The organism is Acinetobacter sp. YH12255, assembly GCF_013417355.1.
Taxonomy (GTDB): domain Bacteria; phylum Pseudomonadota; class Gammaproteobacteria; order Pseudomonadales; family Moraxellaceae; genus Acinetobacter; species Acinetobacter pseudolwoffii.
The window spans coordinates 72,562-86,945 of the sequence record NZ_VPEC01000002.1; the positions used below are offsets into that span (position 1 = coordinate 72,562).

Below are 14,384 nucleotides of genomic sequence, written 5' to 3' on the forward strand. Positions count from 1 at the left end.
ATGCGGGCTTTTTATCGGCTGATATTTTTGTATAAGTCTCGGCTATCATTCAATTATAAATAACTACTATTTAACTAAATGCCTTATTTATAAAGATAATAAAAATTATTAAGATGTAAAAAGTCTATAAATTTTAGCTTTTAGGTCTAATGGAAAGGGTGTTGAGCCAAGTTGATGAACTTAAATCCGACTATTGTCGTGGTATTTCTCTGACCAGATTAGGATAAGAATAGGGGGAATAGGATCGTCAGGCTATCAAACGATTTATAGGTTATTGATGGAGATCAATCATGATACAGCCTTATAGTGAAAAATTACGAAAAATATTGACGATTTTCTTGTGCTTTTGGGTGGCATTTTTTGAGGGTTTCGATCTTCAGGCTCCTGGAATTGCAGCAAAAGGAATTGCGGCAAGCTTTGCTTTAGATCAGGTTCAGATGGGCTATGTGTTTAGTCTGGGCGTCTTTGGAATGCTCTTTGGTGCATTCTTTGGCGGACGTATCGCGGATTATTTGGGACAAAAGAAAGTCCTGATGTTGTCTGTGGCTATTTTTGGTGTGTTCATGTCGCTGACTGCAATTGCACCGAGCATCGAGGTTTTATATGCTGCGCGTTTCTTGACCGGTTTGGGTCTGGGTGCTGCAATGCCGACCATGATTTCCGTGGTTGGAGATGAAGCAACTGAAGCCAATCGCGGTAAGCTCAATAGCTTGATGTATTGTGGCCTGCCTGTCGGTGCTATTTTTGTCGCCGGTTTGGCTATGCTGCTTCCAGATATTCAATGGCAGACTTTATTTTTAATTGGTGGTTTAACGCCTTTAGCGCTTCTCCCTTTTATGACCTTTATTCTTAAAGATCAGTCTAAAGCAGCGGTAGCGCAAAAAAGATCTGGCGAAGCTGTACCGGGCATGGTCGAGGTTTTGTTCAAGCAGCAACAGTATAAAAATACAGTGCCGCTTTGGGTAGGTTTCTTTTTTACCTTGATGATCAACTATATTCTGATTAGCTGGTTGCCTAATTTGCTGATGGAACAAGGCTTGCAAAAACAGCAGGCATTTCTGGTGATGCTGGTGTTTCAGGTGGGTGCGGTGATAGGAACCTTGGGTTTGGGTTATTTGCTAGATCGTTTAAAATTGTGGCAAATGGCAGCCCTTATTTACAGCGGCTTATTTGTTGCCTTGGTTTTGTTGTTCACCAGTACCTCGATTCCGCTATTAATTTTAGCCGGGGTGATGGGTGGGATCTTTTCTACAGGTGGTCAATCTATTCTGTATGGCATCTCACCGATTTTTTATTCAGGTGCAGGTAAAGTCACAGGCGTGGGCAGCGCCATTTCTTTAGGCCGTTTAGGTGCCATGACCGGTCCGTTATTAACCGGGAAAATTTTGGCATTAGGTTTGGGAACTACAGGTATCCTTATGGCAAGTTTACCTGCGGTGGTTGTATCAGCGGTAGCGGTCACGGCACTGTCACGTTATAAGGCAGCTCATAAATAAGCCAGTTTTCTATTTTTATTGCTATTAAAAAGGAATCTACGGATTCCTTTGTTATGGCTCATATTTTAATTGAGTAAAATCGGCAGATAAAATTTGCTAAAATAGATGGATAGCAAACAGACTGATTTTTATATGCCTTACCAACTGATCGAACTCGATATTCAGGCCACCGATAATATTGCCTGTCCACATTGCCAGCAGAACATTATTGACTGGACTGAAGAACAATATGTACAGCCATGTGAACATACTTTATTTATTGCCATGGATATTGGCTTTGAATATATGACCGATGAATTTGAGCACAGCATGCCACGTTCGGTAGATGATCTGCATGCCAATGACGATCAGGTGAATATGTTTGATGAAATTACCGCCAGTACTTATTCAGATTATCTGATCTTAAAGTCAGACTTGGGCGCAGCAGGTTATTCGCGTTATATCGGCTTGACTGTTTAACTCATCTCAGTATAAAAAAGCACCCGAAGGTGCTTTTATAGATTAGCTTGGACTTTCGATTTCTTCTTCTACCTCATCATCGGCCGTATCCATACCGAGTTCTTTGAGCTTGCGGGTCAGCGTGTTACGGCCCCAGCCCAAAAGTTCAGCTGCATGACGTTTGCGACCACGGGTTTGTTGTAGCGCAGCATTAATCAGGGTGCGTTCAAACATCGGCGTCGCAACATCCAGAAGTTTCATCTCGCCATTTTTGAGTTTTTGCATGGCCCATTGACCCAGCAATTCATCCCAGTGCTGTGGACCCACTTGGTTTAAGTTTGGAATTGGTGAGCCTAAATCTAAATCTTGAATTGGGATTTGTTTCAGCTCAGGTGGTAGGTCTTCTGGATAGACTTCACGACCCGTGATCATCACGGTTAGCCAGCGACAGGTATTTTCAAGCTGGCGTACGTTGCCTTGCCACGGCAGTTTTTGCATATATTCCTGGGTTTCAGGACGCAGAATTTTGGGATTAACGCCGAGTTCTTTACCAGCACGTGCCAGGAAGTGCTGCGCCAGCATCGGAATGTCTTCACTGCGATGTGCCAGTTTTGGAATGTGAATCCGAATCACATTCAGGCGGTGATACAAGTCTTCACGGAAACGGCCGTCATGTACCAGTTTTTCCAGATCCTGATGCGTGGCAGCCACAATCCGCACATCGACCTTAACTGGAATATGACCACCGACACGATAAAACTCGCCATCAGCCAAAACACGCAATAAACGGGTTTGGGTTTCAAAAGGCATGTCGCCAATTTCATCCAGAAACAGCGTGCCGCCGTTGGCCTGTTCAAAACGACCTTGACGCTGGGTATTGGCACCGGTAAATGCACCTTTTTCGTGACCAAAAAGTTCGGTTTCGATCAGGTCTTTGGGAATGGCTGCCATATTCAGGGCAATAAAGGGCTTTGCACTACGCGGTGAATGGCGGTGCAAGGCATGTGCCACCAATTCTTTCCCTGTACCGGACTCACCATTAATGAGTACAGTAATATGCGATTGCGCTAAACGGCCGATGGCGCGAAACACTTCCTGCATGGCGGGAGATTCACCGATAATTTCAGTCGATTGAATCGGCGGGGCAACTTTTGCTGATTCTTGTTGTTGCAGCTTGGTAATATGCAAAATCGCACGATTGACCAGTGCCAGCGCTTCATCAATATCAAAAGGCTTTGGCAGATATTCAAAAGCACCAGTTTGATAACTTGATACAGCAGACTCTAGGTCTGAATGCGCCGTCATAATAATCACAGGCAGGTCAGGATAATTGTGTTTGACCTTACCCAAGAAGGTGAGTCCATCAATCCCCGGCATACGGATATCGGTCAGAATCACATCTGGTGCATCAATACTGAGTTGATCTAGTGCAGATTGTGCTTCTTCAAAGCTGGTCACGTCCAAGCCTTCTTCTTTAAAGGTTTTTTCCAGTACCCAGCGCATGGCACGATCGTCATCAATCACCCATATTTTATTTCGCGACATGATTCGACTCCCAAGGTAAATATAAGCTAAACACGGTTTTTCCAGCCACGGACTGACATTCAATCATGCCGTTATGCTGATGAATAATATTTTGAGCAATACTGAGACCCAGTCCGGTACCTTTGGCGCGACTGGTGACCAGTGGATAAAACACAGATTCGATAATGTCTTCGGGGACCCCAGGGCCATTGTCTTCAATATCAATGCGTACCACAGAGCGATGAATTGCCCCGTTAATGGTAAATAGGCGCTGAATCCGGGTTCTTAAAACCAGTTCAGGCTGGTGATCGACAAAAAACTCTTTGTTCTCGGTCATGGCCTGTACTGCATTGGCGCAAATATTCAAGATCACCTGAATCAGTTGATCACGGTCTGCCAGCACTTCAGGTAAGGACAGGTCATAATCCCGAATAATCTTGATTTTCTTTTTGCTTTGATTGGCGATGAGTGAGCGCACCCGCTCAAGTGGCTCATGTACATTTACCAGCTCATAGCTTGGCAGTTGGCGTGAACCGAGCATGGTGTCGGCCAGATTTCGGAGTCGATCGACTTCACTAATAATAATATCGGTAAATTCTTTGTATTGTGGATCATTCAGACTGCGAGCCAGAAGTTGTGTTGCCCCCCGAATTCCGCCGAGTGGGTTCTTGATTTCGTGCGCGACACCGCGAATCAGCTGGCGAGCCACTTGATGTTGCTGAATCAGGTTTTCTTCACGCGAAATTTTAAGCATACGGTCACGAGGATTGAGCTCGATTAACAACAGTGGGTGATAGGGCTTACCCAGATTTAGTTGAGAAACCGTGTAATCGACATGAATGTCCTTAAAGTTGACAATCAGTGTGGCTTCACGGCGCGTATAAGGTTGGCCTGTAGTTAAAGTGTTGTTCAGCGCTTCTTCAGTATTAAACTCATCGGTCGGATGTTGCAGAAGACCCAGTGCCGGACTTCCACTGGCGCGAAATAAGCTCACATCAAATAAGGCTTCGCAGGCAGAGTTGAGATAATAAATATTAAGATCGCGGTCTACCAATAAGATACACGTGGTCATATTGTCCACTAAAACACGATAGTCGATCGGAATAAGCTGATCCATTCGCGGTTTTTTTCCTGTATTAAAATGGCGCAATGGCATCTTCATAAAGCAATTTAATCAATTTTAAGTTCTGATTTGATGCAAGATGCACGCCAACTTTTATGACTAAAGCTTATTTATTGCGATGAAATGCAGAAATGTGCCACAGCGACACAATTCATCTTAGGTATAGCGGATTAAATTGAGGCTGTAAATCTAAAATGTTCTATTTTGGTGCGCGCGCAAATATGTTGTATATTTTATGGCGTTATTTTAGTGCATGATGCAAAGAGTCAGGTTTTCAACTATTTTTATGATGCGAAAAGACATACAATACGCGCATTCTAGTAGAGCGAAAATTCATGAAGTCCCCCAAAGTCGGTTTTGTATCTTTAGGTTGTCCTAAGGCATTGGTAGATTCTGAACGTATTTTAACCCAGTTAAAGACTGAAGGTTATGACGTCGCTTCGGATTATGACGGTGCTGATTTAGTTGTAGTAAATACCTGTGGTTTCATTGAATCCGCAGTGCAAGAATCGCTAGACGCGATTGGTGAGGCGATGAGCGCGAATGGTCGCGTCATCGTAACAGGCTGTCTAGGTAAAGACGAAGACAAGATTCGCCAGATGCATCCGAATGTCCTGAAAGTGACAGGTGCAGCGGCATATAAAGATGTTATGGATGCGGTTCATCAATACGTGCCTGAACCGCCAAAACACAATCCATTTATTGATTTAGTTCCAGAGCAAGGTATCCGCCTAACCCCTAAACATTATGCCTATTTGAAAATATCGGAAGGCTGCAACCATCGTTGTACTTTCTGTATTATTCCAAGCATGCGTGGTGATTTGGTCTCCCGTCCAGTTGGTTCTGTGCTGGAAGAAGCCGCAGCGCTGAAACGTGCCGGTGTCAAAGAAGTACTCGTTATCTCCCAGGATACTTCTGCTTATGGCCTGGACACCAAATACAAGCTGGATTTCTGGAACGGCCAGCCAGTGAAAACCAAATTCTATGACATGTGTGAAGCACTCGGTCAGTTGGGAATCTGGGTGCGTTTGCATTATGTTTATCCATATCCGCATGTCGATGCCGTGATTGATCTGATGGCTCAAGGCAAAATCCTGCCTTATCTGGATATTCCATTTCAGCATGCGAGTCCAAAAATTCTCAAGCTGATGAAACGTCCTGCGCACAGTGAAAACACACTGGAGCGATTGAATATCTGGCGTGAAAAATGTCCTGATCTGGTTATCCGTTCAACATTTGTGGTGGGCTTCCCGGGTGAAACCGAAGAAGACTTCCAGATGCTGCTCGATTGGCTGAAACAAGCTCAATTGGATCGTGTAGGTTGCTTTACCTATTCACCAGTTGAAGGTGCGACAGCAAACGATTTGCCAGACCACGTTCCTGAAGAAATTAAACAAGAGCGTTATGAGCGTTTCATGCAGGTTCAGCAAGAAATTTCGGCAGCAAAACTCCAAAAACGTATTGGTCAGACCATGACCGTGCTGGTAGATGATCTGGAAGAAGAATTCCCGGTGGCAGTTGCGCGTTCTTATGCAGATGCACCTGAAATTGATGGCAATGTTTTTGTGGAAGATATTGATAAAAGCGTCATTAAGGCAGGGGATTTGCTTGAAGTCGAGATTACCGATGCAGACGAATATGATCTGTATGCAAAACTCATTTCAGTCAAATCTGCTTAAAATTTTGAATTAAAAAAATTTAAATTGAATACTTTGGAGTTTGATGATGTTGGATTCTAAAAAGCCACGCTTTGGTCGCATTCTGTTAAAGCTTTCTGGTGAAGCGCTGGCAGGCAATAAAGACATGGGAATCGATGCACAAGTGCTCGACCAGATGTCGCTTTCTATTGCGCACCTTGTGGGTTTAGGCGTACAAGTAGGTATCGTGGTCGGTGGTGGTAACCTGTACCGCGGTAGCCAGCTGCAAAAAGACGGTCTGGTTGGCCGGGTCACTGGCGACCAGATGGGTATGCTGGCAACCGTGATGAACGGTCTGGCACTACGCGACGCTTTGGTGCGCCGTAATATTAAAACCCGTTTGATGTCTGCACTGCCAATTGGTGCTGTGGTTGAGTCTTACTCGAGCCGTGATGCGATCCGTCACCTGACTCAGGGTGAAGTGTGTGTATTCGTGGCAGGTACAGGTAATCCATTCTTTACCACAGATACCGCAGCATGTTTGCGTGGTATTGAAATCGAATCAGATTTGATTTTGAAAGCCACTAAAGTCGATGGCGTATATAACAAAGATCCAAGCAAATATGACGATGCGGTTAAATATGACACTTTAACCTTTGATCAGGTGCTGGATGAAAAACTGGGTGTCATGGACTTAACTGCGATCTGTTTATGTCGTGACCACAATGTGCCACTACAAGTATTCGATATGAATAAATCTGGCGCATTACTTTCAGTGGTGATGGGCGAAAAAGAAGGGACTCACGTTACCAATTAATGACGTGAGCACCAAAGCACTTTATACTACGCGCTAATTTAGCAATTAACTTTTTTAGAATTAAGTAAGGAAGATCATATGATTAACGATCTTAAAAAAGACAGCGAAGACCGTATGAACAAAACTCTAGAATCTCTAGAGCATGGTTTTGCAAAAGTTCGTACCGGTCGCGCGCATCCATCTATTTTAAATAATGTGATGGTTTCTTACTATGGTTCAGACGTTCCATTGAACCAGGTGGCAAACGTTGGTGTTGAAGATTCACGTACCCTGTTGGTTCAACCGTTTGAACGTTCAATGGTGGCTGCAATTGATAAAGCGATTCGTGAATCTGACTTGGGTCTTAACCCGATTTCAGCAGATGCGATCCGTGTACCTATGGCAGCACTCACTGAAGAAACACGTCGTGACATGCAGAAAGTTGCCCGTACTGAAGCAGAAAATGCGAAAGTGGCAATTCGTAACATTCGCCGTGATGTATTGGGTGATATCAAAGCTTTATTGAAAGAAAAAGAAATTTCTGAAGATGAAGAACGTCGTGCTGCTGATGAAATCCAGAAAATTACCGACAAATTTGTTGCTGAAGTTGACAAACGCTTGGCTGCGAAAGAAGCTGAATTGATGAAGGTCTAATTCATCGATGACCGCTGCTGAAGAAAACCCCTGTCTTCCGAAACATGTTGCCATCATTATGGATGGCAACAATCGTTTCGCCAAAAAAAATCAGATGCAGAAAGGTGATGGACACCGTGAAGGAAAAACGGTTCTGGATCCGATTGTAGAACACTGTAGAAAAAGAAATATCCAGGCTTTAACTGTTTTTGCCTTTTCCAGTGAAAACTGGAATCGTCCACAGTTTGAAGTCGAATTGCTCATGAAACTCCTGCTTGACACGATTCATGAGCAACTCCCCCGCATGGAAAAATTCAATATTGCCTTACGTTTTATCGGTGATCGCAGCCGTTTGTCCGCTGAATTGCAGGGACTCATGTTGCAAGCCGAACAAAGGACTGCTAATTTCAATAGTATGACACTCACTATTGCAATCAGTTATGGCGGTATGTGGGATATGGCACAAGCTGCAAAGCAAATTGCCAGTGATGTTTTAACAAATAAATTAGATCTTGATGCAATTGATACTGATGTATTTGGTCAATATGTCAGCCTCGGTGACTTACCAGCAGTTGATCTGCTGATTCGTACTGGCGGAGATTTCCGTCTGTCGAATTTTCTGTTATGGCAGGCAGCCTATGCAGAGCTTTATTTCACTGAGACGCTGTGGCCAGAATTTACCGTTGAAGAACTTGATGATGCACTTGCCGTATTTGGTGGGCGTGAACGTCGTTTCGGTAAAACATCAGAACAGGTTCATCAGGAAAAACTTGAGAATTAATACATGTTTGAGCGGATTATAACCGCATTGGTGTTGGTAGCAGTTGTACTGAGCTGTATGTTTGCTACTGAATCACATTATCCAATGTTTGTATTGATGGTTCTTGCTGCCGGGGTTGCCGGTTATGAGTGGTTTAAACTCATGCCGCGAAAATTTAAGCAGGTCATCAAGCCCGTTGCATGGGGATATGGGGTGCTGACCGCGGCTCTATCAGCATTGGCATTGTATTTTGCTGAAGTCGCTTTGTTGTTATGGGTGGCTTCTATTATTACCTGGTTACTCAGTATTTACTGGGTCAAGTCTTATCCTGAGTATGACGGCTGGTACAATACAAGCCTAAATGGCATTGGTGTAGTGCTGATTTCTGCTGCTGTCACCGCAATTTTCTCGGTTTGGCAAAGTTCACCGTGGTGGTTGATGTACCTGTTTTTACTGGTATGGGGCGCAGACAGCGGTGCGTATTTTGTTGGCCGTAAATTCGGTAGGAAAAAACTTGCACCAAATGTCAGCCCAAACAAATCTGTAGAAGGGCTGTATGGTGGTGTGGTCACCTCAATGCTGATTGTGATTGCAGTTGCTTTGCTTTATCTGGAGATGACCTGGCCAGAACTTATTTTATTCCTGACCTTATCGGTGATCACGGTCTTCAGTTCAGTACTGGGAGATCTGTTTGAATCCATGATCAAACGACGTGCCGGTATTAAAGACTCGGGCCGTATTTTACCGGGTCATGGTGGGGTGCTGGATCGTATTGATTCTTTGCTTGCTGCAGCTCCAATCTTTGCGGCAGGTATTGCTGTTCTAAAACTTATTGGTGTAGATTTATAAATGTCACAAGCGGTTTGTATACTGGGTGCTACAGGTTCTATTGGTCAAAGTACTTTAAAAATCTTGCAGCGACATCCTGAAGCGTACTCGGTTTTTGCTGTAACCGCGCAAAGTCGTATTGATGAGCTGGTCAAGATTTGCCAGCAATATCGCCCTAAAGTGGCGGTGGTGCCTGCGGCAAAAGTGGAGGAGTTTTCAAAACTCCTTCAGCAACATGGTCTGGCTGATATTGAAATTCTGCAAGATGAAGCCGGTTTAATTGCTGTGGCTGAACATGCGGATGTCGATATTGTCATGGCTGCCATTGTCGGTGCTGCCGGATTGTTGCCGACACTGGCTGCAGTAAAAGCAGGCAAGCGCGTACTGTTGGCCAATAAAGAAGCTTTGGTGATGTCCGGTGACATCATGATGCAGGCTGCACGCGATCATGGTGCATTGTTGCTTCCGGTGGATTCCGAACACAATGCGATTTTCCAGTGTTTACCACAGCACTATTTTGAGGCAGAGCGTCATGGCAAGCCCAAGCTGGGTGTCTCGCAAATTTTGTTAACTGCATCTGGTGGGCCGTTTCTCAATCATAGTCTACAACAGCTTGAAGATGTGACGCCTGCACAGGCCTGCAAGCATCCCAACTGGTCAATGGGCCAAAAAATTTCGGTCGATTCAGCGACTTTAATGAATAAAGGTCTGGAATTGATCGAAGCCTGTCATTTGTTTGCAGTTCAAGAACAATTTGTTACAGTCGTGGTGCATCCACAGAGTATTATTCACTCCATGGTTCAATATGTAGATGGTTCAACTTTGGCACAAATGGGTAATCCGGATATGGGCACACCTATTGCACATGCATTGGCATGGCCTGAGCGAATCAGTACGCATGTACCACCCTTAGATCTGTTTATGCACTCGCAGCTTAACTTTCAGGAACCGGATGTGATTCGGTTTCCTGCATTAAAGTTGGCGCGTCAGGCGATGCAGAGCGGCGGGATTGCACCCACGATTTTAAATGCGGCCAATGAAATTGCAGTTGACGCATTTTTACATCAGCAAATTAGGTTTACCCAAATCCCTCAAGTGGTTGAGCATGTCCTGAATCAGATGGATAATCAGCCGGCAAATGATCTGGAGGCTATCTTGCAGGCAGATCAAATGGCACGAGGTTTATCACAGCAGTATGTTGTGAATAAAGGAAGTTAAGACATGAACGCCTTGTTTATTATTGCAGCCGCAATCCTGTTACTCGGTCCCTTAATTGCGATTCATGAGTTTGGTCACTATATTGTGGCGCGTAAACTGGGCGTTAAAGTGTTGGTGTATTCGATTGGTTTTGGACCAACGCTGTTAAAGTGGACCTCAAAAAAATCTGGCATTCAATATCAGCTATCCGCCTTACCTTTAGGCGGTTATGTGAAAATGCTGGATGAACGTGAAGGCAATGTTGCTGAAGAAGACTTGCCCAAAGCATTTAACCGTCAGCATCCCTGGAAACGGATTGCCATTGTGGCAGCGGGACCATTGATCAACCTCATTCTTGCGGTGCTGTTATTCTGGGTGCTGTTTTTACCGGCACAAGAGCAGCTGAATACCCGCGTTGGTAAAGTTTTACCAGATACGCCGGCTGCAACAGTACAAATGCAGCCGGGTGACAAAATTGTTGCTGTGGACGGGACTCCAGTCGAAACCTGGGAAAAACTGAGTTATGCGCTGGTGGATCGTGTGGGTGAAACCGGTGTAGTGTCTATTCAGGCAGAACGTGCCGGGGAAAACAAGCTGTTCCAGTTACCGATTCGGGACTATTTAAAAGACCAGAGTCAATCTCCGTTAGACAGTCTGGGCTTCTTGCCTTATCGACCGGAAATTCCGGCTGTGATTAGCAAGCTGACTGAAGATGGTGCAGCAATTCGCCAAGGCCTGAAGCAAGGTGACAAAATTCTGGCCATTGATGGTGTCCAGATGAAAGACTGGTTTGATGTGGTACAAATTGTACAGGCATCACCAGAAAAATTACTGAAGATGGATGTATTGCGCGAAAACCAGGTGGTGCAACTTGAAGTGATGCCACAGGGCAAGCGTGACAATATGGGCAATGTCACGGGTATGCTCGGTGTACAAAGTGATCCGGGTAAAATCTCGATTCCCACAGAATATAAGCAGACCATTCACTACAATCCAGCTGAAGCACTGGTGATGGCATTTGATAAAACGGTGCACTTATCTTCGATGATTCTGAACTCGATTGTCAAAATGGTACGTGGCATGATTGGACTGGATAACTTATCTGGACCGATCACCATTGCCAAAGTCGCAGGACAAAGCGCAGAAATGGGTTGGGAAACTTTTATTTCCTTTATGGCGCTAATGAGTGTAAGTTTAGGAATATTAAATCTACTGCCGATTCCAATGCTTGATGGCGGACATCTGGTTTACTATTTTGTTGAATTAATTCGTGGTAAACCTGTTTCCGAACAAATACAATTGGTTGGACTAAAAATTGGTATGGTACTGCTCGGCAGTATGATGCTTCTGGCATTATTTAATGATTTTATGCGTTTATAACAACGTAGATGGAATAAATTAACAGCGGAAAAGACTGGCATGCAGCACACACATTTATTTATGCCTCTGGCACTCGTTAGTGCAATGGCAGTAGCACAACAAGTATATGCAGCAGATGAATTCATTGTACAAGATATAAAATTTGATGGATTAGTGCGTTTAACTCCTGAGAATGTATATGGCCTCGTGCCAATTAACAGTGGTGATCGGGTCAATGATCCGGTCATTGCCAATGCAATTCGCAGTTTATATGCATCAGGCTTATTTGATGACATCAAAGCTGTTCAGCAAGGCAATACTCTAGTTTTTCAGGTGGTAGAGCGCCCAGTCATTTCGAAAATCGAACTGAAAGGCAATAAGCTGATTCCAAAGGAAGCACTTGAAGATGGCCTGAAAAAAATGGGTCTGGCTGAAGGTGAAGTGCTGAAAAAATCTGCTTTACAGACAGTCGAAACCGAGCTTGAACAGCAATACATGCAGCAAGGTCGCTATGATGCGGATGTTACCGTCACGACGACAGCAAGACCGAATAACCGAGTTGAATTGCTGATTGATTTTATTGAAGGTAAAGCTGCAAAAGTTTTTGATATCAATATCATTGGCAATACTGTTTTCAAAGAATCAGATATTAAACAGGCATTTGCTGTTAAAGAAAGTAGCTGGAACTCGGTGATTTCACGTAATGACCGTTATGCACGTGAAAAAATGGCTGCAAGCCTTGAAGCATTGCGTGCTATGTATCTGAACCAGGGTTATATTAACTTTAATATTACCAATTCCAGTTTGAACTTGAGTGAAGATAAAAAGAATGTCTTTATTGAAGTGTCTGTAGATGAAGGCGAGCAATTTAAATTTGGTCAAACCAAATATTTAGGTGATGCACTTTATCAGACTGAAGAATTGCAAGCCTTACAGCTGTTTAAAGAAGGTGAAACTTATTCGCAAGAAAAAGTAAATGTGGTTAAGCAGCTATTACAGCGTAAATATGGTAATGCTGGTTATTATTATGCAGAAGTGAATATTGTTCCTCAAATTAATAATGAAACCAAACAGGTTGATTTAAATTACTATATCAATCCGGGTCAGCAAGTTACAGTACGACGTATCAATTTTACCGGTAACACCAAAACTGGCGATGAAGTATTACGTCGTGAAATGCGCCAGATGGAAGGTGCGCTTGCCAGTAATGAAAAGATTGATCTGTCCAAAGTCCGTCTGGAACGTACCGGTTTCTTTAAAACAGTCGATATCAAGCCTGCACGTATCCCGGGTTCACCGGATCAGGTCGATCTAAATGTCGCAGTAGAAGAACAGCATTCGGGTACCAGTACCTTGGCAGTGGGTTTCTCGCAAAGTGGCGGTGTCACGTTCCAGGCAGGTTTAAGTCAAACCAACTTCCTGGGAACCGGTAATAGCGTATCGATCGACTTGTCGCGTTCTGAAACCCAAGATTATTATAACCTGAGTGTGATGGATCCGTATTTCACCATTGACGGTGTACGTCGCGGCTATAACATGTACTACCGTAAAACCAAGCTCGATGATAACTATAACGTCAACAACTATGTCACAGATAGTTTAGGTGGTGGAATCAACTTCGGTTATCCAATTGATGAGAACCAAAGTGTAAGCCTGGGTCTGAATATAGACCAGACTGAAGTAACCACAGGGCCATATGTTTCTACATATGTACGTGATTATTTGCTAGCTAATGATGGAAAAACTAAAAAAACATCTACTAGATGTTTAGTTGATCCTGTGTTAAATACGGAAACGGGTTTATATGAGTGTCCTCCTGGGCAAACTTCAGATCCATTTGATACAGAATTCACAGGAGAATTTTTAACTTATAATCTTAGTTTGGGTTGGTCTTATAATACTTTAAACCGTCCAATGTTCCCGACTACAGGTATGTCACATCGTGTCAATGCAGAAATTGCCTTGCCAGGTAGTGATGTGGAATATCAAAAGCTCACTTATGATGCGCAGGCTTTTTACCCATTAGGCAAAGATTTTGTTCTACGCGGTTATGGCCGTTTAGGTTATGGCAATGACCTGCCTTTCTATAAGAACTTCTATGCCGGTGGTTATGGTTCAGTACGCGGTTATGAAAACAGTACCTTAGGTCCAAAATATCCAAGTGTGACAGATACTGCATATGAACGTCGTGATTATACCCCTGAAGAAGTCGGTGGTAATGCTTTAATCCAGTTCGGTACTGAGCTAGTCCTTCCTGTGCCATTTAAAGGCGACTGGGCGCGTCAGGTTCGTCCGGTACTCTTTGCTGAAGGTGCTCAGGTTTTTGATACGACTTGTGATATTCCTAAAGGTAATATTTTCTTGGGTGAAAATAATGTGCGAACAGATGCTAAACAGTACTGTAAAGATAACTTTGGTTTCGATGCAGACAATATGCGTTATAGCGTAGGTGCTGGTTTCACCTGGATTACCATGATTGGCCCATTATCACTGAGTTATGCCTACCCGTTGAATGATAAAGACGGTGATGAAACTCAAAATGTTCAGTTTGAAATTGGACGTACTTTCTAAGAAAACTTTGATCTTAAATACA

Annotated in this window: 12 protein-coding genes; 10 read left to right on the plus strand and 2 right to left on the minus strand. The window is 43.7% G+C overall.

Annotated elements, in window-relative coordinates; translation table 11 throughout:
* Window positions 1-290: 290 nt before the first annotated feature.
* The gene (gene mhpT, locus FTV30_RS01390) at window positions 291-1,496 is read left to right on the plus strand and encodes a 3-(3-hydroxy-phenyl)propionate transporter MhpT (RefSeq protein WP_159515860.1); all 1,206 of its coding nucleotides are present in this window, start codon (window positions 291-293) and stop codon (window positions 1,494-1,496) included.
* A gap of 132 nt (window positions 1,497-1,628) precedes the next feature.
* Window positions 1,629-1,955 (plus strand): hypothetical protein, encoded by a 327-nt coding sequence (locus tag FTV30_RS01395; RefSeq protein WP_035337926.1) that lies wholly within the window; start codon window positions 1,629-1,631, stop codon window positions 1,953-1,955.
* 42 nt (window positions 1,956-1,997) lie between these two features.
* Here FTV30_RS01395 and glnG read toward each other — a convergent pair whose 3' ends face one another.
* Together glnG and glnL are read right to left on the minus strand one after the other, a co-directional pair.
* Window positions 1,998-3,479 carry a nitrogen regulation protein NR(I) gene (gene glnG, locus FTV30_RS01400; RefSeq protein WP_180000891.1) on the minus strand — a complete coding sequence of 494 codons (1,482 nt, stop codon included), beginning with the start codon at window positions 3,477-3,479 and terminating at the stop codon, window positions 1,998-2,000.
* Window positions 3,466-4,575: a nitrogen regulation protein NR(II) gene (glnL, locus tag FTV30_RS01405; protein WP_005096702.1), complete on the minus strand. Its 1,110-nt coding sequence runs from the start codon at window positions 4,573-4,575 to the stop codon at window positions 3,466-3,468. Before glnL ends, glnG begins: the two co-directional genes overlap by 14 nt.
* A 341-nt stretch (window positions 4,576-4,916) precedes the next feature.
* Between glnL and rimO the strand changes: the two genes are divergently transcribed.
* The 8 genes from rimO (at window position 4,917) to bamA (ending at window position 14,362) form a co-directional block, all read left to right on the plus strand.
* The gene (gene rimO, locus FTV30_RS01410; RefSeq protein WP_005096703.1) at window positions 4,917-6,260 is read left to right on the plus strand and encodes a 30S ribosomal protein S12 methylthiotransferase RimO; all 1,344 of its coding nucleotides are present in this window, start codon (window positions 4,917-4,919) and stop codon (window positions 6,258-6,260) included.
* Between the two features lie 46 nt (window positions 6,261-6,306).
* Window positions 6,307-7,035: a UMP kinase gene (gene pyrH / locus FTV30_RS01415; RefSeq protein WP_004279886.1), complete on the plus strand. Its 729-nt coding sequence runs from the start codon at window positions 6,307-6,309 to the stop codon at window positions 7,033-7,035.
* Between the two features lie 78 nt (window positions 7,036-7,113).
* Window positions 7,114-7,668: a ribosome recycling factor gene (gene frr / locus FTV30_RS01420; RefSeq protein WP_005096705.1), complete on the plus strand. Its 555-nt coding sequence runs from the start codon at window positions 7,114-7,116 to the stop codon at window positions 7,666-7,668.
* A 7-nt stretch (window positions 7,669-7,675) separates the two neighbouring features.
* Window positions 7,676-8,428 carry a polyprenyl diphosphate synthase gene (gene uppS / locus FTV30_RS01425; protein WP_005096706.1) on the plus strand — a complete coding sequence of 251 codons (753 nt, stop codon included), beginning with the start codon at window positions 7,676-7,678 and terminating at the stop codon, window positions 8,426-8,428.
* Window positions 8,429-8,431: 3 nt separating this feature from the next.
* Window positions 8,432-9,256 carry a phosphatidate cytidylyltransferase gene (locus tag FTV30_RS01430; protein WP_074382864.1) on the plus strand — a complete coding sequence of 275 codons (825 nt, stop codon included), beginning with the start codon at window positions 8,432-8,434 and terminating at the stop codon, window positions 9,254-9,256.
* Window positions 9,257-10,453 (plus strand): 1-deoxy-D-xylulose-5-phosphate reductoisomerase, encoded by a 1,197-nt coding sequence (gene ispC / locus FTV30_RS01435; protein WP_005171243.1) that lies wholly within the window; start codon window positions 9,257-9,259, stop codon window positions 10,451-10,453.
* A 3-nt stretch (window positions 10,454-10,456) separates the two neighbouring features.
* Window positions 10,457-11,812, plus strand: a complete 1,356-nt coding sequence (rseP, locus tag FTV30_RS01440; protein WP_159515857.1) for an RIP metalloprotease RseP — start codon at window positions 10,457-10,459, stop codon at window positions 11,810-11,812.
* A gap of 84 nt (window positions 11,813-11,896) precedes the next feature.
* Window positions 11,897-14,362, plus strand: coding sequence for an outer membrane protein assembly factor BamA (gene bamA, locus FTV30_RS01445; protein ID WP_373683700.1), 2,466 nt, complete (start codon window positions 11,897-11,899; stop codon window positions 14,360-14,362).
* Window positions 14,363-14,384 lie beyond the last annotated feature (22 nt).